Source organism: Pantoea sp. Taur (genome assembly GCF_009830025.1).
Classification (GTDB): Bacteria; Pseudomonadota; Gammaproteobacteria; order Enterobacterales; family Enterobacteriaceae; genus Pantoea; species Pantoea communis.
The window spans coordinates 1-20,647 of sequence record NZ_SZZZ01000008.1 but is presented as its reverse complement, the minus strand read 5'-3'; the positions used below and the strand labels follow the sequence as shown (position 1 = coordinate 20,647).

Below are 20,647 nucleotides of genomic sequence, written 5' to 3'. Positions count from 1 at the left end.
CATATGCCACAGATGAAGTGCCGCGCGGGGAACGACCACAGCGACGGACGCGGGATCATAACATTTCATTATCGTGACGTAAGGCGGGAAGTCGCTGGCAGGATAAAATGCGGATCGTCTGCGGTCGATCCGCGCTTTGTAGAGAAATTACTCTGCTTTTTCCAGTAAAACACGGTAGATCACACCACCGATTGCCGCACCAATAATCGGCATCAGCCAGAACATCCAGAGTTGCTGCAATGCCCAACCGCCCTGGAAAATCGCCACACCGGTGCTGCGTGCTGGATTGACGGAGGTGTTGGTCACCGGAATGCTGACCAGGTGGATCAGCGTTAGCGCCAGCCCAATGGCAATCGGTGCGAAACCGGCCGGTGCGCGTTTATCGGTCGCGCCCATGATCACCACCAGGAAGATTGCCGTCATCACCGTTTCACAGATCATCCCGGCATGCAGGCTAAATCCGCCCGGTGAATGCTCGCCATAGCCATTCGAAGCGAACCCGCTGGCAGCGGCATCAAAGCCGGGTTTACCGCTGGCAATCAGATACAACACGCCGCCTGCGGCTGCGGCGCCGATTAACTGCACGATGATGTAAGGGATCACCTGAGCGGCCGGGAAACGCCCTCCCACTGTCAACCCTATGGTGACGGCCGGATTAAAATGGCTACCGGAAATGTGCCCTACAGCGAAGGCCATCACCAGCACCGTTAAACCAAATGCCAGCGCCACGCCCGCAAAACCAATCCCCACTTGTGGGAAGGTAGCGGCTAATACCGCGCTGCCACACCCGCCTAACACCAGAACAAACGTGCCTACCCCTTCAGCAACCAATCTTTGCATAGCCATTCCCTCAAAAATTGAATGTTTTCTCGTTGGGACAATCGATAAGGGCGATTAAAACGTAACCGCTGATTAGCAGCGTAGTGGGATATGGAGACAATTCCAGTGGGGAAAACGAAGTAAATAGCTATGAATCATGGGGTTATCAAGAAATCACTGGTGCGGAAAGCGGGCTGCCGTTTGGCTTAATTTATTGTTTAACGAAATTTATAAAATAAAAAAGCCGGACCAGGTCCGGCTTGATGGATTGCGCTAAAAATTTGCCTTAAGAACCAAAAAGATTCTTATGCAGCGCGCGCACCACTTCTTCTGCGTCTGGCGTTGGCACCAGGAAGCACAGGTTATAGCTGCTGGCTCCGTAACAGATCATGCGCAGGTTAAACGGCTCAAGGGCACCAAACACCTCTTTGCCAACGCCGCAGGCTTTCGACAGGTTGTTGCCGATAATCGCCACCAGCGCCAGGTTCTCTTCCACTTCCACGCGGCACAGTGAAGAGAGTTCGGTCAGCAGTGCTTGCGTCAACAGGCTCTCACCGGTGGTCGAAGAACCGGTGGTATCCAGCGTCAGCGCCACGCTCACTTCTGACGTGGTGACCAGATCGACGGAGATGTTATGGCGAGCCAGAATCGCGAACACTTCAGCCAGGAAGCCGTGCGCGTGCAGCATGTTCAGGCTATGCAGCGTCATCAGCGTTTGCTTACGACGCAGTGCCAGCGCGCGGAACAGCGGCGGATTCTGCGTTTCATTGCACACGCGCGTGCCACCCGCAGCCGGATCTTTGCTCGAACCGACGAACACCGGAATGTCACTGCGCACCGCAGGCAGTAAGGTCGCTGGATGCAGCACTTTCGCGCCGAAGATCGCCATTTCAGCAGCTTCTTCGAAGGTAATTTCTTCGATGCGTTTCGCGGTGGGCACCACACGCGGGTCGGTGGTGTAGATGCCGGCCACGTCGGTCCAGATATCCACACGCGACGCCTGCAGCGCTTCTCCCAACAGTGCTGCGGTATAGTCGCTGCCGCCACGTCCCAGCGTGGTGGTGCGCCCTTTGCCTTCGCTACCAATAAAGCCCTGAGTAACGACCAGTGCTTCTGCAACACGTGGAGCCAGTTGCGCGGTGGACAGCTCTTTCAGCGTGGCAACATCAGGCTCAGCACGACCAAAACGGTCGCTGGTGCGCATCACTTTACGCACATCAAACCATTCGGCATTGACCTGACGCTCACGCAGCACTTCCACGAACAGCAGGGTCGACATCAGCTCACCGTGGCTTACCAACTCATCGGTCAGCGCATGTGAGGTCGCCAGCGCAGTCGCTTCCGCCAGCATCAGGATGTTTTCCAGCATGCGATCAATCTCCTGGCGAATCACTTCAGGGGATTGCAGGCGATCAATGATGGCGTATTGAATGTTGCGAATTTCGTCCAGCAGGTGCGCGCGCTGCTCCAGTTCCCGGCCTTCAGCCAGAGAAACCAGCAGATTAGTCACGCCAGCAGACGCAGAGAGCACCACTAAACGGGTATTGGCATCGGAGAGCACAACATCCGCGCTGCGGTTCATGGCATCAAAATCGGCAACGCTGGTGCCGCCAAATTTTGCCACGATCAGGTTTTGAGACATGTTACGAACCTCGTGTCAGATTAGCTTTCTCCCGTGGTTAAACGGAAGCGGTGATTTCAGCCTTGGCACAAGAGAAGAGCAGAATTGGACAGACAAGATCAGGAGATGAGTCACCAAAAGCACTTCACCTTGCGAAACGTCCGACTGCGGACGCTTCTGGTGACAACCCAGAGGATTCAGCCCCTGCAGCCGACAGGACAACACTCCGCGTGTTGTTCCATCTCGGCGTCGCACCCCATGATGTGTTGTCGTTGGATACGGATCCTCAAACACACTGCCTGGGCGACGCGCCTCTTCTGGCTTGCACCCAAAGGTGCAAGTCGCGGGCACAAAATACTGATTAATTCTTCCGCTGTCCAGCCTTGCAACACGTTGAAAATTCTTTTTTAGAATTACGCCAGCGCATCGCAGAACAAACGCTGGCGCTCGCACCCGCCTAAAGTAGTCAACGGCGCGCAAAAACGCGGCTTTTTGCTGATGCGGCACAGGGAATTTTTTTGCCAGAACATCGACAATCGCCGCCGGATTAACCTGAAACCTTGCGGCCACGGTCACAAATTTTTTCCCTTCGTTTGCAACTGTGGTCATACTGAAACCCGTTCGCGGTAGCGTATCAGCCACAAGAAATGCTTAGCACGCTGGGCCAGCAGGACGCGCCCGGCTGGAATGACGGTTCTTATTTCAACAAGAGTGTTGCCATGAAAAATATCAATCCGAAACAAACCGCAGCCTGGAAAGCGCTGCAGCAGCATTTTGACCAGATGAAATCGGTGCAAATCGCCGACCTGTTTAAAGATGATGCCGATCGTTTTGCGAAATTCTCTGCCACCTTCGATGACCAGATGCTGGTGGATTTCTCAAAAAACCGCATCACCCAGGAAACCCTCGATAAGTTACAGGCGCTGGCAAAAGAGACCGATCTGGCGGGCGCCATCAAATCCATGTTCTCTGGCGAGAAGATTAACCGCACCGAAGAGCGTGCCGTGCTGCACGTTGCTTTGCGTAATCGCAGCAACACGCCAATCATCGTGGATGGCAAAGATGTGATGCCAGAAGTGAATGCGGTGCTGGCGAAGATGAAAGGCTTCTCTGAGCGCATCATCAGCGGCGAGTGGAAAGGTTATACCGGCAAAGCGATCACCGACGTGGTGAACATCGGTATCGGCGGTTCGGATCTCGGTCCATTCATGGTGACTGAGGCGCTGCGCCCGTATAAAAATCACCTGAACATGCACTTTGTTTCTAACGTTGATGGCACGCACATTGCCGAAACGCTGAAAGATCTCAGCCCGGAAACCACCCTGTTCCTCGTGGCGTCTAAAACCTTCACCACGCAGGAGACCATGACCAACGCCCACAGCGCGCGCGACTGGTTCCTGAAAACTGCGGGCGACCAGCAGCATGTCGCCAAACACTTTGCTGCGCTGTCGACCAACGGTAAAGCGGTGGGCGAGTTCGGTATCGATACCGACAATATGTTTGAGTTCTGGGACTGGGTCGGCGGTCGCTATTCACTGTGGTCAGCGATTGGCTTGTCGATCATCCTGTCAGTGGGCTTCGAGAACTTCGAACAGCTGCTGAGCGGCGCACATGCGATGGACAACCACTTCGCCAACACGCCAGCCGAGCAAAACCTGCCGGTGCTGCTGGCACTGATCGGTATCTGGTACAACAACTTCTTTGGTGCCGAAACCGAAGCCATCCTGCCTTACGACCAGTACATGCACCGTTTCGCAGCGTACTTCCAGCAGGGCAACATGGAGTCCAACGGTAAGTACGTGGATCGCGAAGGTAACCCGGTGGATTACCAGACCGGCCCAATTATTTGGGGCGAGCCAGGCACCAACGGCCAGCATGCGTTTTATCAGCTGATTCATCAGGGCACTAAACTGATCCCTTGCGACTTTATCGCGCCGGCGCAGACCCACAACGCACTGACCGATCACCATCCGAAGCTGCTGTCGAACTTCTTCGCGCAGACCGAAGCGCTGGCGTTTGGTAAATCTCGTGAGGTGGTCGAGAAAGAGTTTACCGATGCCGGTAAATCCGTTGAGTCTGTTGCCCACATCGTGCCGTTCAAGGTGTTCGAGGGTAACCGCCCAACCAACTCCATCCTGCTGCGTGAAATCACCCCGTTCAGCCTGGGTGCACTGATTGCGCTGTACGAACACAAGATCTTTACCCAGGGCGCGATTCTCAACATCTTCACCTTTGACCAATGGGGTGTTGAATTGGGTAAACAGCTGGCAAACCGTATTCTGCCAGAGCTGGAAAATGAATCGCAGATCAGCAGCCACGACAGTTCCACGAATGGCTTAATTAACCGCTATAAATCCTGGCGTTAATTTTCCTGCCAATCTGAATAAGGCGGCTTAATTGCCGCCTTATTTCTATCAAACATGCAATAAACCTCGCAATTTTGTTATTTAGCGATCCCGTTACGGTTAGATAATTCTTAAAATGCGCTAAGGAAAATCGGAGTTTGTTTAAAATGAATAGCATGGCACTCATCAAAAAATGGATCTAATTCGCCCACCAAAAACAAGCATCTATTTGATTAATCTATCATTAAAATTAAAGCACACTCAGGAAAATCTGATTAATCCTATTCCGTACCATTTTTTAATGCAAAAGTGAAAAATGCTGCCGTGTCAGCCACAACCACTCAAATATCCCGCCACCTGAAAAATCTTCATTTAAAAAAAGCAGCTATCGCCAATTCGCCGTATTTATCACCAGAATAACCCCTGTTTTTCACCCTCTTTTACTGGCGATGAACTCTGGTAATTTGTTGCCCTATACTGAACGCGCCCGAAATTAGGGTACATCCTTCATTCATTTGTTTCTAAAAATGCAGGAAACGTTGTTATGAAAAAACTGATGCTTGCCGGTGCAGCCTTACTTTACGTCGCCGTTTCTTCCGCTGCGATTGCCGCACCGGAAGAAGCTGGTGCTGCAGCGGGCGCGCAGGCGGGAGCAATCTCGACCGGTGCCACGACCGCTGTGGGTATCGGCGCACTGGGCGCGTTAGTAGGACTCGGCATCGCTGCTGCTGGCGGCGGTGACGGCGCAAATACCGGCACAACAACCACCACCACAACGAGCACCACGCGTTGATGTAGCACCTTTAAACATAACCACACAGCCGTGTGGTTATTTTTTGCCTGGTTTTATTTTTGACAGGGATATACACAGTGCACCGACTCTCCTTGCTACTTTTCTGCCTGCTGCTGCAGGCCTGCACACAAACACAAAAAGGCCTGGAACAAACCGTGATGCTGGCCGTGAAAGGTCCGGATGATGTCACCGTCACCGATGAGCAGGTTGCCAGTCTCCCTTACGCCAGCCTGTATGCGCGCATCAATGAAGGACCGCGTATCTTCGTGGTACTTGGGTATGACGAAAACGGCCAGCAGAAATGGATCACCCAGGATAAGGCGATGCTGGTGATGCAGCATGGCAGGCTCGTCAAAACACTGGGGCTGGCCAGCAACCTTGATGAGGTCAGCAATCTGGCGCAGGATCCGCTCGCCGATGCGCTGCATCTGCAAAACAATGTCAGCTGGACCCGCGTGGTGCAGTGGCGCGAGAAAGAGAAAGTACGCGCTGCCACCGCCACTTCCACCTTTCAGCGCGGCGATGACACCGTGCTGAACATCGCCGGTGAGCGCGTGCCCTGCCGTATCTGGATCGAGACCGTGCGAATGGATGATGTCGGCGCAGAATGGCAAAACACCTTCTGGATCGATAACCGTGATGGCAGCGTTTTGCAGGCAAATCAAATGCTCGCCGCAGATGCCTTCCCAGTTGAAACCACTATTCTGAAGCCGGCAAAATCATGAAAATAATCTCCCCTCTGTTAACGGCCATCGCGCTGCTGACGGCCGGTTATGCGCTGGCTGATAGTCAGGTAACGGTGCATAACCTGCACAACCAAAACATCCTGCAGATCGATCATGCGCAGAATCTGGCGCAGCTGGTCACCAACCCGGCACTGCACACCTGGTGGCCCGGTACGGTGATCGCTGAACGTGGCGCAACGGCGGTGGCACAGCAACAACAGCAACAGTTGCTGGCTGATTTACGCACCTGGCAGGCCGAAAGCGGCGATGCGCTGGCAGCGACCATTGGCGCGGTGATCCACCAGCTCAGCGCGATACAGGTCACCGGACGCCAGTTCACTGAACTCGATCCTGATTGGGTGCGCTTGCGTCCAGAAGCCAATCGCACGCTACAGGGCAGCTACGACCTCTACACGCTGCCTCGGCCTGACCAGGTGCTGATTCTCGGCGCGCTGGAACATCCCGGCAAAGCAAGCTGGCAACCCGGTCGCACCGTGCGTGATTACCTTGATACCCACGATCGCCTGTCAGGAGCCGAGCGCAGTTTCGCCACGGTGATCTCGCCTTCGGGCCAGATGCAGCAGGTGCCGGTCGCCTACTGGAATCAACGTCACGTGGAAGTGGCACCCGGCAGCATCATCTGGCTGGGCTTTACCTCGTGGAGCCTGCCGTGGGGAAAAGCTGATTTGAATGCGCGCATGCTTTCTGTTCTGACACACCGGATTCCAGACTGATGAAAAAACAATTACTTCTCAGCCTGTTGGCTGCTTCTGTCTCTGCGGCATGCCAGGTGCACGCGGAAACCTGGCCGGAACCCATCGGGCCATCACAATCGGATTTCGGCGGCGTGGGTTTGATGCAGACCCCCACGGCACGCATGGCGAAAGAGGGCGAATTCAGCCTGAACTTCCGCGATAACGATCAATATCGCTACTACTCTGCTTCGCTGCAGCTGTTCCCATGGCTGGAAACCACCGTGCGTTACACTGACGTGCGTACGCGCCGCTATAGCGCAGTTGAAGGCTTCAGTGGCGACCAAAGTTATAAAGACAAAGCCTTCGATGTGAAGCTGCGTCTGTGGCAGGAGAGCTACTGGCTGCCTGAAGTGGCAGTCGGATCGCGTGATTTGGGCGGTACCGGCCTGTTTGACAGTGAATATCTGGTGGCAACCAAAGCCTGGGGACCGTTTGATTTCACCATGGGCATCGGCTGGGGCTACCTCGGTAACAGCGGCAGTATCAAAAACCCGTTCTGCTCCTACAGCGATAGCTTCTGTAGCCGTACCGGCGGTGGCTCGGCGGGTTCTATCAATGGTTCCCAGATGTTCCACGGCCCGGCAGCACTGTTTGGCGGCGTGGAGTATCAAACCCCCTGGCAGCCGCTACGTCTGAAGGTGGAATATGAAGGCAATGACTATCAGGATGACTTTGCCGGACGTCTGGAACAGCGCAGCAAGGTCAACGTGGGAGCGATTTATCGCCTGACCGATTGGGCCGATATCAACGCCAGCTATGAGCGTGGCAACACCTTTATGTTTGGCGTGACCGTGCGCACTAACTTCAACGATTTGCGCCAGTCGCACATTGATAGTGCCAAACCGGCTTATAACCCGCAGCCGCAGGGCGATCTGTTGCAACCGACGGTGGTAGCCAACCAGCTGACCGATCTGAAGTACAACGCCGGATTAAGCGGTCCGCGCATCCAGACCAAAGGCAGTACGCTGTATGTCTCTGGCGAACAGACGAAATACCGCGATACGCGCGAAGGCGTCGATCGTGCCAATCGCATCATCATGAACAACCTGCCGGCCGGCATTGATACCATAGATGTCACCGAGTCGCGTCTCAATATGCCGCAGGTGACCACCCGCACTGATGTCGCCAGTCTGCACAATGCGCTGAGCGGTTACCCGCTGGGTCATGAGCAGCCGCTGCAGCAGACGCGTGAGAATCCGGTCGATCCTGGCGAGACTGAACAAGGCTTCTTTATCCGCAAAGATCGCCTTCACTACAATCTGGCACCGGTGCTCAATCAGTCGGTTGGTGGGCCTGAGAGCTTCTACATGTACCAACTGGGCGTGATGGGCAGCGTTGATTACGCACTGACCGATCACCTGCTGGTTAGCGGCAGCCTGTTTGGTAACCTCGCCAATAACTACGACAAATTTAACTACAACGGCGCACCGGCTGACTCCACCCTGCCGCGCGTGCGTACCCATATTCGCGACTACGTCGAGAACAATGTCTACGTTAATGACCTGCAAGCCAACTACATGGGGTATCTCGGCAATGGCTTCTATGGCCAGGTGTACGGCGGTTATCTCGAAACCATGTACGGCGGCGTGGGTGGTGAAGTGTTGTATCGTCCGATAGACAGCAACTGGGCTTTTGGTGTTGATGCCAACTACGTGAAACAACGTGACTGGGACAACATGATGCAGTTCACCGACTACAAAGCGCCAACCGGACACTTCACCGCGTACTGGCGCCCATGGTTCATGCAGGACGTGCTGGTGAAAGCCAGCGTCGGTGAATATCTGGCGAAAGATAAAGGTGTGACGGTCGATGTGTCGAAGCGCTTCGACAGCGGTGTGATGGTCGGCTTCTACGCCACCAAAACCAACGTGTCCGCCGAAGCCTATGGCGAAGGCGACTTCACCAAAGGCTTCTATATCTCGATTCCAATGGATCTGTTTACCGTGACGCCAACCCGTGGCCGTGCGCAGGTGAATTGGGTGCCGCTAACGCGTGATGGCGGACAGATGCTGGGGCGTAAATATCAGCTGTATGACATGACCTCAGATCGTGATGCGCGGTTTAATTAACGACAAGTGTGGAAGGTTGAAACGGCGTTGACCTCCAGGCGCATACCTGGAGGTTTCGGGGCCTTGCCTGGTTGGGCCCCGACTGAATGCTCTGCGTATCCTTTTACGCCATCAGCCCATCAATCCGCGTCATAACCCAGATTCGGTGCCAGCCAGCGCTCAACCTCGCTGACACTCATCCCTTTACGCGCCGCGTAATCTTCCACCTGATCGCGCTGAATCTGCGCCACAGCGAAGTATTTGCTGTCCGGATGGCTGAAATACCAACCGGATACTGCCGCGCCCGGCCACATAGCAAAGGACTCCGTGAGCTTCATGCCAGTGTGCGTCTCCACATCCAGCAACTGCCAGATCTGCGCTTTCTCGGTGTGTTCCGGACAGGCCGGATAGCCCGGTGCCGGACGAATGCCCTGATAATTTTCGCGAATGAGCTCTTCGTTACTCAGGTTCTCATGAGCGGCAAAGCCCCAAATCACCTTACGTACCCGCTCATGCAGATATTCGGCAAAAGCTTCTGCCAGACGATCTGCCAGCGCCTTGACCATGATCTTGTTGTAATCATCATGCTGCTGCTCATACGCTTCGGCCAGCGCATCCTCTTCCAGTCCACCGGTGACAGCAAACGCACCGAGATAATCGGCTTTACCGCTGGATTTCGGTGCCACAAAGTCAGCTAAGCAGTAGTTGGCGAAGTCGGTTTTCTCGGTCTGCTGACGTAAGTGATGGCTCACACCTATCACCTGATCGCGGTTTTCATCACGGTAGACTTCAATATCGTCTCCGACGCGGTTTGCCGGGAAAATCCCGACTACGCCACGCGGATTGAGGGTGCCGGTTTCACTGAGCCTGTCCAACATGGCGTTGGCATCGGCAAACAGGCGTTTAGCCTCTTCACCCACCACTTCATCTTCGAGAATGCGCGGGTATTTCCCCGCCAGCGACCAGGTCATAAAGAACGGCGTCCAGTCGATGTAGTTACGGAGGGTGTCGATACTGGCTTCAACCGCGCTGACCCCAAGGCGATGCGCGACCGGCGGCGTATAGCTTTCCCAGTCGATGGCGTAATCGTTGTCGCGTGCGGTTTGCAGGCTGACCGGCGGCGTGCGTGGCTTCTTACGTGCGTGCTGCATGCGCACCGTGTCGTACTCTTTGCGCGTGCGGGCCACAAACTCCTCGTTGAGGCTTTCTGAGAGCAGTGAAGAGACAACACCCACGGTGCGTGAGGCGTTTTGCACATACACCGTTGGACCACTGTAGTTCTGCTCGATCTTCACTGCCGTATGCGCTTTCGACGTGGTCGCACCGCCAATCAGTAACGGGATGGTGAAGCCCTGGCGCTCCATCTCTTTCGCCACGTTGACCATCTCATCCAGCGAAGGCGTAATCAGCCCGGAAAGCCCAATGATATCGGCATTTTCAGCAATGGCGGTTTTCAGGATTTTGTCACTTGGCACCATCACGCCAAGATCGATAATTTCGTAGTTATTACACTGCAGCACCACGCCGACAATGTTTTTACCGATGTCATGCACATCGCCCTTCACCGTCGCCAGCACGATTTTACCGTTACTGTGCCCGGCTTCTTTGCTGGCTTCAATGTAAGGTTCGAGATAAGCCACCGCCTGCTTCATCACGCGCGCCGATTTCACTACCTGCGGCAGGAACATTTTGCCTTCGCCGAACAAATCGCCGACCACGTTCATGCCGGACATCAGCGGCCCTTCAATCACTTCAATGGGCCGTGCGGCAGCCTGACGCGCCTCCTCGGTGTCCAGCTCAATAAACTCTGTGATGCCTTTTACCAGCGAGTATTCCAGACGTTTAACCACATCCCAACTGCGCCATTCGGCCTGCTGCTTCTCCTGATCACCGTCGCTCTTGCTACCGCGATATTTCTCCGCCAGCTCCAGCAAACGCTCAGTGCCATCGTCACGACGGTTCAGCACCACATCTTCCACCGCATCGCGCAGTTCTGCGGGCAAGTCGTCATAGATCGCCAGCTGACCGGCGTTGACGATGCCCATATCCATCCCATTGCGAATCGCGTAATAGAGGAACACCGCGTGAATCGCCTCGCGCACTGGATCGTTACCACGGAACGAGAACGACACGTTAGACACGCCGCCGGAGATCATCGCATGCGGCAGCTCGCGCTTGATGTCTTCACAGGCGCCGATAAAGTCCATCGCATAGTTGTTATGCTCTTCAATACCGGTGGCGACTGCGAAGATGTTTGGGTCGAAAATGATGTCTTCTGCCGGGAAACCGACCTCTTCCGTCAGAATCTTGTAGGCGCGACGACAGATTTCGATTTTACGTGCGCGGGTATCCGCCTGGCCGACTTCATCAAACGCCATCACCACCATGGCGGCACCGTAGCGTCGCACTTTACGCGCGTGTTCGATAAACGGCTCAACGCCCTCTTTCATCGAAATTGAGTTAACGATGCCTTTGCCCTGAATGCACTGCAGCCCTTTCTCGATCACCTCCCACTTGGAGGAGTCGATCATGATCGGTACGCGCGCGATATCGGGTTCACCGGCAATCAGGTTGAGGAAGCGCACCATCGCAGCTTCCGCATCCAGCATGCCTTCGTCCATGTTGATATCGATAATTTGCGCGCCGCTTTCCACCTGCTGACGGGCCACATCCAACGCTTCGTTGTATTTCTCTTCTTTAATCAGACGCTTAAATTTGGCCGAACCCGTGACGTTGGTGCGTTCACCGACGTTCACAAACAGCGAATCAGCGTGAATATTCAGGGGTTCCAGACCGGACAGACGGCAGGCAACAGGGATTTCAGGCAGCTGGCGGGGGGCAACGCCCTCAACCGCCGCCGCCATCGCCGCGATATGTTCCGGCGTGGTACCGCAGCAGCCGCCGATGATATTCAGGAAACCGGCTCGCGCCCATTCGCCGATCTGTTCAGCCATGGTTGCCGCATCTAAATCGTATTCACCAAACGCATTCGGCAAACCGGCGTTAGGGTGAGCAGTGACATAGCCTTCCGCAATGCGGGATAGCTCCTGCACGTACTGGCGTAGCTCGTCTGGACCGAGCGCACAGTTCAGGCCAAACGACAGCGGCTCGGCGTGGCGCAGTGAGTTGTAGAAACCTTCGGTGGTCTGGCCGGAGAGTGTGCGACCCGAGGCATCGGTAATGGTACCGGAGATCATCACCGGCAGCTTCACGCCCATCGCTTCCATCTCGACCTGCACCGCGTAAATCGCCGCCTTGGCATTCAGGGTATCGAACACCGTCTCTATCATGATCAGGTCGGAGCCACCCTCAATCAGCGCATGCGTTGATTCGCGGTAGGCTTCCACCAGCTGATTGAAGGTGACGTTTCGGAAGGCAGGATCATTCACATCCGGCGAGATGGAGCAGGTGCGATTGGTGGGGCCGAGCACGCCCGCAACATAGCGCGGTCGGTCAGGTGTTTTCGCCGTCCATGCATCCGCACTGGCGCGCGCCAGTTTTGCCGCTTCAAAGTTTATCTCCGCTGACAAAGCTTCCATCGCGTAATCTGCCATCGCAATGGTGGTGGAGTTGAAGGTGTTGGTTTCCAGAATATCTGCGCCAGCGGCAAGATAAGCATCATGAATTTCGCGAATAACGTCCGGTTTGGTGAGCACTAACAGGTCGTTATTGCCTTTCAAATCGGAGGGCCAGTCGGCAAAACGGCTGCCACGAAAATCGGCTTCGCTGAGTTTATAACTCTGAATCATGGTGCCCATGCCACCGTCCAAAATCATAATCCGCTGTGCCAGTTGCTGATGCAGCATTTCTGTTTTATTGCTCACTCTCGCCCCGTCCACGTCATTGCGTTGGCTAATATGCCAGCCAAACATACTGGCATAACTTTCCGGTGAGCAAAAGTCACGACAGATGAGACATTTTCAGCCTGAAAGCATTACAGATCCGACCAGTAAAGCAGCGTTTGCATTCATACGCCCAAAAACGAAAATGGTTTCCAGCATTGATGCGATTGTGGAGACGTTATGGCAACCCCAGTACCGGCGAAACGTGGAAAAAAACCGCGTGCCGCAACAGCCACCAGCGCCCCGGTAGGTGGGCAAGTTCAATCCCTGACGCGCGGTTTGCGTTTACTCGAACTGATCGCCGAATCTCACGGCAGCGTCGCGCTGACCGAGCTGGCTCAACAGGCCGGTTTACCGAATTCCACCACGCATCGCTTGCTGACCACCATGCAGCAGCAGGGATTTGTGCATCAGGTTGGTGATCTGGGCTTCTGGACCATCGGCTCACATGCCTTTGTGGTCGGCAGCAGTTTTCTCCAGAGCCGCAATCTGCTGGCGATTGTGCATCCCATCCTGCGTAAACTGATGGAAGATGCCGGAGAGACAGTGAATCTGGCGGTGCTGGATCTCAGCGACTATCAGGCAGTGATTATCGACCAGGTGCAGTGTACGCAGCTGATGCGTATGTCGGCACCGATTGGTGGTAAGCTACCGATGCACGCGTCTGGCGCAGGCAAAGCATTTCTCGCCCATCTCAGCGATGAGCAGGTGACCGCGCTGTTGCATCAGAAAGGATTGCACCACTACACGCCGAAAACTTTGATGTCTCCGCACAGCCTGAAAGAGAATCTGGCGCTGATTCGCAAGATGGGCTTTTCACATGATGATGAAGAGCACGCGCTGGGCCTGCGCTGCGTGGCGGCACCCATCTATGATGAGCACGGCGAGCCTTTTGCCGCTATCTCAATTTCCGGCCCGATAGCACGCATGACCGACGACCGTGTGACTGAACTCGGCGCGCTGGTGATCCGCGCCGCCAGGCTGGTCACGCAGACCTATTCTGGCCGCTAAGCGGCCACTGATGCATAGCGCGCGCTGAAACGCTGTCCGGCGCGCCAGGCGATCACTTCTTCGATATGCCCTTCCCGGATGCGCGTTTGCAGCGCGCGCCACCAGCCCGGATCAAACAGCTGCGGGTGCAGCGCGAGCAATAACTTACCGGTGCCCGGCTCGCTGCAGAGTGCGTAGCGGAAAGTTTCCGGGAACACATCATCCGGCCCCACGCTGTACCACGGCTCGGCTTGCAGCTCATCCTCTTCGTAACGTGCTGGCGGCACATCGCGGAACTGCAGTTCGGTCATAGGCCGAATTTCATCGTAGTCGTAAAACACCACGCGACCGTGACGCGTCATGCCGAAGTTTTTGAATAGCATGTCGCCGGGGAAAATGTTGGCTGCCGCCAGTTGGCGAATCGCATCGCCATATTCGCCAATCGCGTGCTGACGCTGTTCTGGTGTGGCCTGCGCCAGCCACAAATTGAGTGGCTCCATACGACGCTCCAGCCACAGATGACGGATAATCAGCACATCTTCACGCAGTTCCATCTTCTCCGGAATATCGCGTTGAAATTCCTCCATCAGCGCTGCCGGAATACGTGCGCGCGGTATCGCGAAGTACTCAAACTCTTGCGTATCAGCCATGCGTCCCACACGGTCGTGTTCTTTAACCATGCGATAGCAGTCACGCACCTGCGCATCAGTGACCTCTTTCTGCGGCGCGAAGCGATCTTTAATCACCTTAAATACGCGATCAAATCCGGGCAGTGTAAACACCAGCATCACCATGCCGCGGATGCCGGGCGCGATGGTGAACTCTTCGTCGCTGTGTGACAGATAATGCAGGTATTCGCGGTAGCATTCGGTTTTGCCGTGTTTCTGGCAGCCGATGGCCATGTAGCGTTCGGCAAGGGTTTTTCCCGGCAGAATCGGTTGCAGCCAGGCAACCAACGCCGCGGGCACGGGTGCATATACCATAAAGTAGGCACGGGCGAAGCCAAACACGATGCTGGCGTCGTCGCTATCGGTTAAGCAGGTGTCGATCCACAAGCGTCCCGCCTCATCACGCTGGATGGGCAGCAAGCAAGGCACCATGCCATCACTCAACTGTAATCGCGCCACGATCCAGGCGGTTTTATTGCGGTAGAACAGTTCACCGGCAACATCCAGCGTGGCGGTGGCCAGTTGAGCGGGGCTGAACTGTTCATGCAAGTGGCGGACGATCCAGCCGATATCGCGGGTGATATCCTGCCAGGGCAAGCGCAAAGGAATATCGTTCAGAACCTGCCTTAATACTTCATGCCAGCTGCCTTGTGGACGGTACAGCCGCGACAATGGACGTTGTGCCATCGGCGCGGCGACATAGGGCTGCGACGGGAAGATAAACAGCCGATTGGGATCGAGATGGCTGTGCCCCTGCAAGCGACAATAGACGGAATTAAAGAAGCTTTCGGCAATTTCATGGCGCGGATAACCGGGTAGCAGCGTCTCATAGTGGCTTTTTACCCGCAGCCAGAACGCCTCATCCCAGTTCGACACATCATTGAGGATGCGCAGTTGGTTGGCCACCAATCCAACATGGTGATCGTAAAGATGGATACGCGCTTTCATTGCCTGCTGCACGGCATGCCAGTCGGCCTGCTCGAAGCGCTGCTGGGCGCCTGCGGTGATATCCAGAAAGCGGCCATACTGCGCGTCGAAACCTTGCAGAATGGTGTGGGCGATCAGAGATTCTCTTGGTGTCATCGGCAACGCTCCGGCAAAGGGAGCCCATCCATGGGCCAGGCGTGATGAAAGTCCGCGATGCGGTTTTAGTCGGCATCAATGGCGACCCTACGAATGGGTCGTGCAATTTTCGTAGGGTACGCATGCAGACTGATCAGAACTGCGCGGCTTCCGTCGAACCGGTCAGCGCAGTGACTGAGGACTGGCCGCCCTGAATCACATTGGTGATGCGATCAAAATAGCCGGTGCCCACTTCCTGCTGATGAGAGGAGAAGGTGTAGCCTTTTTCGCGCGCGGCAAATTCCGGCTGCTGCACTTTCTCAACGTAATGGCGCATCCCTTCACCCTGCGCATACGCGTGTGCCAGATCGAACATGTTGAACCACATGCTATGAATGCCGGCCAGCGTAATGAACTGGAAGCGATAGCCCATGTCGCTTAATGCCTGCTGGAAACGGGCGATGGTGCGATCGTCGAGATTCTTCTTCCAGTTGAATGACGGCGAGCAGTTGTAGGCCAGCAACTTGCCCGGATACTGCGCGTGAATCGCGTCGGCAAAACGTTGCGCCAGTTCGAGATCCGGCGTCGAGGTTTCGCACCACAATACATCTGCGTACGGCGCATACGACAAGCCACGGCTGATCGCCTGCTCAATACCGGCGCGAGTACGGAAGAACCCTTCAGCGGTACGTTGCCCGGTGATAAACGGCGCATCGCGCTCGTCACAGTCGGAGGTAATCAAGTCAGCGGCATCCGCATCGGTGCGTGCCAGCAATATCGTCGGCACGCCCATGACATCAGCTGCCAGCCGCGCAGCCACTAGTTTCTGAATCGCTTCCTGAGTGGGCACTAACACTTTGCCACCCATATGGCCACACTTCTTCACCGAGGCCAGCTGATCTTCAAAGTGCACCGCACCGGCACCTGCCTGAATCATCGATTTCATCAGCTCGAAGGCATTGAGCACGCCACCAAACCCCGCTTCTGCATCCGCCACAATCGGCAGGAAGTAGTCAATAAAGCCTTCATCTTCTGGCGACAGACCATTCGCCCACTGAATCTGGTCGGCGCGCTGGAAGCTCTGATTGATACGCTCGACCACATTCGGCACCGAGTTCGCCGGATAGAGCGACTGATCGGGATACATCTGCCCGGCCATATTCGCATCCGCAGCCACCTGCCAGCCGGAGAGATAGATCGCCTCTATTCCGGCTTTGGCTTGCTGTATTGCCTGCCCGCCGGTTAAGGCGCCGAGGCTGTTGATATACCCTTTGGTGGACTCACCATTGAGCAGCGACCACAGTTTATGCGCCCCGCGCTCTGCCAGCGTGCAGGCCGGATTCACTGAGCCACGCAGGTTGATAACATCTTCCGCGCTGTAGGGGCGGGTAATGCCCTGCCAGCGCGCGTCGTTCCAGCTCGATTCCAGTTGTTTGATCTGTTGGTGACGATTCATAGCGTTATCTCCAGGTTCATGGCAGCAGGCGGTAGCCCGGCAGAGTAAGGAAAGAAACCAGTTCGTTATCCGTGGTGATTTGCGACATCAGCGCGGCGGCATCGGCAAAGCGTCCGCTACGGAAGCGCTCCTCGCCCAGCGTTTGTTGCAGGGCCAGCATCTCTTCATCGAGTAGCCGCTCAAACAGTTCGGCGGTCACCAGTTGGCCATCGCTGAGGATCTGCTTGTGATGAATCCACTGCCAGATGGAGGTGCGGGCAATTTCTGCCGTGGCGGCATCCTCCATCAACCCATCAATCGGCACGCAGCCGTTACCCCCAATCCACGCCTCAAGGTACTGCAACGCCACGCGAATGTTGGCGCGCATACCCACTTCAGTGCGCAGACCCCGACATGGCCGCAGCAGACGTTCGGCGGTGATGGGTGCATCCTGATCGCGGCTGACCTGCAGCTGATTAGGCTGATTGCCGAGCTGACGGTCGAATTCAGCCATGGCGATATCGGCCAGCCCCGGATGCGCGACCCAGGTGCCGTCATGGCCGTTACCGGCTTCACGCGCTTTGTCTTCCTGTACTTTCTGCATCACCCACGCATTACGCTCGGCATCTTTGCTCGGAATCAGCGCGGACATGCCGCCCATCGCCAGTGCGCCGCGGCGGTGGCAGGTTTTGATCAGCAACCGTGAATAGGCATCGAGGAAGGGCTGATCCATACTGATTTGCTGGCGGTCCGGCAGAATGCGATCGCCGTGCTGTGCCAGGGTTTTGATGTAGCTGAAGATGTAATCCCAGCGACCACAATTCAGGCCGACCACGTGATCGCGCAGTTCCCACAGGATCTCGTCCATCTGGAATACTGCCGGCAGCGTTTCGATCAATACCGTGGCTTTGATGGTGCCGCGCGGCAGATCAAAGCGATCCTCGCTAAAGCGGAAGATCTCACGCCACCACGCCACTTCAGATGCATGCTCGGTTTTTGGCAGATAAAACCAGGGGCCATGCCCCTTCTCAAGCAGCGCATCAACGTTGTGGAACAGGTAAAGCGCAAAATCAAACAGCCCGCCAGGAATGGCCCGATCGCGCCACTCAACGTGTTTTTCATTCAGATGCAGCCCACGTACACGACACATCAGCAGAGCAGGATCGGATTTCAGCTGGTAGATCTTGCCCGCTTCACTGGTGAAGTTCAGCGTGCCGTTGACCGCATCCCGTAGAGTCAGCTGGCCATCCATCAATTTCTGCCAGGTGGGTGCCAGCGAATCCTCGAAATCGGCCATGAAGACGTTGACGTTCGCATTCAGCGCGTTGATCACCATTTTGCGATCCGGCGGGCCGGTGATCTCGACGCGACGATCGCGCAGCAATTGGGGAATCGGGCGAACCTGCCAGTCACGTTCACGAATGGAAGTTGTTTCCGAATCAAAGTCAGGTAAGGCACCCTGATCGTAACGCTGCTGGCGCTGCTGACGTGCTTTTAACAGGCGCTCACGTTCCGGTGCAAAACGCGCGACCAGTGTGTGCAGGAAGTCGATGGCTTGCGGGGTGAGCAGCTGCTTTTCCGCGTAGGTAAAGGGCTGAGTGAAGGTCAGCGTATTGTGGATAACCGAATCTGTCATGCGGGCTGCTCCTGTTATGATCCGTCCCCATTTACGGGGATCCGGGTGTAGGGTGATTTTTAACCGGCAAGATCAGAGCATAATGATTTTTATCTTATTTTCAAAAACTATTTCCATTTTTATATTTAAACTGACTTATTATACTGATAAATATGTAATTTAAACTCTCAAATTAAAGGCAATGGATTCCACAAGCTTGCGCAAGGCAAAAAAAATGCCGCGACAGCACAAGGCTGTCACGGCACATTTAACGAGAAAAGCGAGCTTTGCTTTAGTCGAGTGTGGGGTTCATATGACGCAGATCGAACGGTGTAATCTGGTAAACGTAATAGTTTAGCCAGTTTGAGAACAACAGATTACCGTGGCTGCGCCAGGTGGCACGCGGTGGCAGTTCAGGATTGTCTTGTGGGAAGTAGTTAAATGGTACTTCCGGATGCAGCCCGGCATCATAATCACGATGGTATTCACCGGATAACGTCAGCGCATCGTATTCAGGATGGCCAGTTACAAACGCCAGGCGCTTATCTTTGCTCGCCATCAGGTAAGCCCCGGTGGCGTCAGATTCGGCAAACAACTCGAGATCGGTATAGTCGCGAATTAACTGGCTCGGGAAATCAGCATAACGCGAATGCGGCGCGAGGAAATTGTCGTCAAATCCACGGGTTAACAAAGCATGCGGATGCAGGATTTGATGTTCATACACGCCTGAAAGTTTGTTCTGACGCGTTTGCTTTGGAATGCCGTACAGAATGTTCAGCGCGGCTTGTACCGCCCAACAGACAAACAGCGTGGATGTGACGTGTTCTTTCGCCCAGTGCAGCACACGCTGAATCTGCGGCCAGTATGCCACATCATTGAAATCCACCAATCCCAGCGGGGCACCCGTAACGATCAGACCATCGAAATTATCGTGCTCAATATCTTCGAAGTTGCAGTAGAAGTTATTGAGATGCTCGCTCGGCGTATTGCGTGACTCACGGCTGTCGATGCGCAGTAGCTGTATGTCGATCTGCAATGGTGAGTTGGAGAGTAAGCGTAAGAACTGATTTTCCGTTTCGATCTTTTTTGGCATCAGGTTGAGGATCAGTACTTTTAGCGGGCGAATCTCCTGAACACTGGCGCGCGATGAGGCCATGACAAACACGTTCTCATTACGCAAAAAATTCACTGCCGGTAATTCGTCGGGGATTCTGATTGGCATAACTGACTGACCTCTTACTGATAACCATATAAACGTTTAGACATCCAGATGCCCGAGGTTAGCCTGGCATCCGCTGAATGTCGAGTCTTCATGCGGATTATGAAAATGTTTCAGTTTAAAGCGGGATTTGGAGGTCTGATCCGCCTATTTATGCTACATCTTTGCGCGACCAACGCGGTGTTCTATGCGTTTTTTGCATATAGATGAGGTGTAATGACAGTGTTTGAGAGGAAAAATGGGAGGCTTTACGGAGCAATTCGATCTATTTTCGCAGCGCATTTAGCGGTGTTTTGGCGATCTTCGTGGCTGTTAGCATTGATTTCGCCGATTTGCAGACGTAAAAAAACCCTGAACTTTCGTTCAGGGTTTCTTCACTTATTTGATGCCTGGCAGTTCCCTACTCTCGCATGGGGAGGCCCCACACTACCATCGGCGCTACGGCGTTTCACTTCTGAGTTCGGCATGGGGTCAGGTGGGACCACCGCGCTAAAGCCGCCAGGCAAATTCTGTTATTCACGCCGTGACAATCGTCACCACGCAAATCAATCCGTTCGAACAAAGCTGAAAATCTGTTGCGTCTTCTCAAAAACGCCTCTGGCGTTGTAAGGTTAAGCCTCACGGGTCATTAGTACCGGTTAGCTCAATGCATCGCTGCACTTACACATCCGGCCTATCAACGTCGTCGTCTTCAACGTCCCTTCAGGACT

13 protein-coding genes, 2 rRNA genes and 1 riboswitch are annotated in these 20,647 nt (G+C 54.9%); of the genes, 6 read left to right on the top strand and 9 right to left on the bottom strand.

The window, feature by feature from the left end; translation table 11 throughout:
* Positions 1 to 147: 147 nt before the first annotated feature.
* Positions 148 to 840, bottom strand: a complete 693-nt coding sequence (gene aqpZ, locus FD744_RS12615; protein WP_160868390.1) for an aquaporin Z — start codon at positions 838 to 840, stop codon at positions 148 to 150.
* Between the two features lie 265 nt (positions 841 to 1,105).
* Entirely contained in the window at positions 1,106 to 2,461 is a 1,356-nt protein-coding gene (lysC, locus tag FD744_RS12610) for a lysine-sensitive aspartokinase 3 (protein ID WP_034827106.1), read from the bottom strand.
* A 109-nt stretch (positions 2,462 to 2,570) separates the two neighbouring features.
* Positions 2,571 to 2,765: riboswitch (Lysine riboswitch) on the bottom strand.
* A 394-nt stretch (positions 2,766 to 3,159) separates the two neighbouring features.
* Between lysC and pgi the strand changes: the two genes are divergently transcribed.
* The 5 genes from pgi to FD744_RS12580 all read left to right on the top strand — a co-directional run bounded on the left by pgi (position 3,160) and on the right by FD744_RS12580 (position 9,127).
* Positions 3,160 to 4,806 carry a glucose-6-phosphate isomerase gene (gene pgi, locus FD744_RS12600; protein WP_160834053.1) on the top strand — a complete coding sequence of 549 codons (1,647 nt, stop codon included), beginning with the start codon at positions 3,160 to 3,162 and terminating at the stop codon, positions 4,804 to 4,806.
* A 523-nt stretch (positions 4,807 to 5,329) separates the two neighbouring features.
* The gene (yjbE, locus tag FD744_RS12595; protein WP_160868388.1) at positions 5,330 to 5,578 is read left to right on the top strand and encodes an exopolysaccharide production protein YjbE; all 249 of its coding nucleotides are present in this window, start codon (positions 5,330 to 5,332) and stop codon (positions 5,576 to 5,578) included.
* Positions 5,579 to 5,655: 77 nt separating this feature from the next.
* Positions 5,656 to 6,303: a YjbF family lipoprotein gene (locus FD744_RS12590; protein WP_034827114.1), complete on the top strand. Its 648-nt coding sequence runs from the start codon at positions 5,656 to 5,658 to the stop codon at positions 6,301 to 6,303.
* Complete coding sequence (locus tag FD744_RS12585) at positions 6,300 to 7,037, top strand: capsule biosynthesis GfcC family protein (protein ID WP_160868387.1); 738 nt, start codon at positions 6,300 to 6,302, stop codon at positions 7,035 to 7,037. The genes FD744_RS12590 and FD744_RS12585 overlap by 4 nt, the downstream gene beginning before the upstream one ends.
* Entirely contained in the window at positions 7,037 to 9,127 is a 2,091-nt protein-coding gene (locus FD744_RS12580) for a YjbH domain-containing protein (protein WP_160868386.1), read from the top strand. The genes FD744_RS12585 and FD744_RS12580 overlap by 1 nt, the downstream gene beginning before the upstream one ends.
* Before the next feature lie 119 nt (positions 9,128 to 9,246).
* On the opposite strand, the gene metH is transcribed toward FD744_RS12580, so the two are convergent.
* On the bottom strand, positions 9,247 to 12,930 hold the full coding sequence (gene metH, locus FD744_RS12575) for a methionine synthase (protein WP_160868385.1): 3,684 nt from the start codon (positions 12,928 to 12,930) through the stop codon (positions 9,247 to 9,249).
* Between the two features lie 198 nt (positions 12,931 to 13,128).
* Here metH and iclR point away from each other — a divergent pair, with 198 nt between their 5' ends.
* On the top strand, positions 13,129 to 13,959 hold the full coding sequence (gene iclR, locus FD744_RS12570; RefSeq protein WP_160868384.1) for a glyoxylate bypass operon transcriptional repressor IclR: 831 nt from the start codon (positions 13,129 to 13,131) through the stop codon (positions 13,957 to 13,959).
* Here iclR and aceK read toward each other — a convergent pair.
* The 6 genes from aceK to FD744_RS12540 form a co-directional block, all read right to left on the bottom strand.
* On the bottom strand, positions 13,956 to 15,689 hold the full coding sequence (gene aceK / locus FD744_RS12565) for a bifunctional isocitrate dehydrogenase kinase/phosphatase (protein WP_160868383.1): 1,734 nt from the start codon (positions 15,687 to 15,689) through the stop codon (positions 13,956 to 13,958). The genes iclR and aceK overlap by 4 nt on opposite strands.
* Before the next feature lie 133 nt (positions 15,690 to 15,822).
* Complete coding sequence (aceA, locus tag FD744_RS12560; RefSeq protein ID WP_160868382.1) at positions 15,823 to 17,124, bottom strand: isocitrate lyase; 1,302 nt, start codon at positions 17,122 to 17,124, stop codon at positions 15,823 to 15,825.
* Between the two features lie 16 nt (positions 17,125 to 17,140).
* Entirely contained in the window at positions 17,141 to 18,739 is a 1,599-nt protein-coding gene (gene aceB / locus FD744_RS12555) for a malate synthase A (protein ID WP_160868381.1), read from the bottom strand.
* 271 nt (positions 18,740 to 19,010) lie between these two features.
* Positions 19,011 to 19,940, bottom strand: coding sequence for a homoserine O-succinyltransferase (metA, locus tag FD744_RS12550; RefSeq protein WP_034827128.1), 930 nt, complete (start codon positions 19,938 to 19,940; stop codon positions 19,011 to 19,013).
* 384 nt (positions 19,941 to 20,324) lie between these two features.
* Positions 20,325 to 20,440 (bottom strand): 5S ribosomal RNA (rrf, locus tag FD744_RS12545).
* A 104-nt stretch (positions 20,441 to 20,544) separates the two neighbouring features.
* A 23S ribosomal RNA gene (locus FD744_RS12540) occupies positions 20,545 to 20,647 on the bottom strand; the annotation flags it as partial.

Excerpts from the sequence above, each read along its gene's own strand:
- aqpZ (WP_160868390.1), bottom strand. The coding sequence starts at position 840 with ATGCAAAGATTGGTTGCTGAAGGGGTAGGCACGTTTGTTCTGGTGTTA.
- lysC (WP_034827106.1), bottom strand. The coding sequence starts at position 2,461 with ATGTCTCAAAACCTGATCGTGGCAAAATTTGGCGGCACCAGCGTTGCC.
- pgi (WP_160834053.1), top strand. The coding sequence starts at position 3,160 with ATGAAAAATATCAATCCGAAACAAACCGCAGCCTGGAAAGCGCTGCAG.
- yjbE (WP_160868388.1), top strand. The coding sequence starts at position 5,330 with ATGAAAAAACTGATGCTTGCCGGTGCAGCCTTACTTTACGTCGCCGTT.
- FD744_RS12585 (WP_160868387.1), top strand. The coding sequence starts at position 6,300 with ATGAAAATAATCTCCCCTCTGTTAACGGCCATCGCGCTGCTGACGGCC.
- FD744_RS12580 (WP_160868386.1), top strand. The coding sequence starts at position 7,037 with ATGAAAAAACAATTACTTCTCAGCCTGTTGGCTGCTTCTGTCTCTGCG.
- iclR (WP_160868384.1), top strand. The coding sequence starts at position 13,129 with ATGGCAACCCCAGTACCGGCGAAACGTGGAAAAAAACCGCGTGCCGCA.
- aceK (WP_160868383.1), bottom strand. The coding sequence starts at position 15,689 with ATGACACCAAGAGAATCTCTGATCGCCCACACCATTCTGCAAGGTTTC.
- aceA (WP_160868382.1), bottom strand. The coding sequence starts at position 17,124 with ATGAATCGTCACCAACAGATCAAACAACTGGAATCGAGCTGGAACGAC.
- aceB (WP_160868381.1), bottom strand. The coding sequence starts at position 18,739 with ATGACAGATTCGGTTATCCACAATACGCTGACCTTCACTCAGCCCTTT.
- metA (WP_034827128.1), bottom strand. The coding sequence starts at position 19,940 with ATGCCAATCAGAATCCCCGACGAATTACCGGCAGTGAATTTTTTGCGT.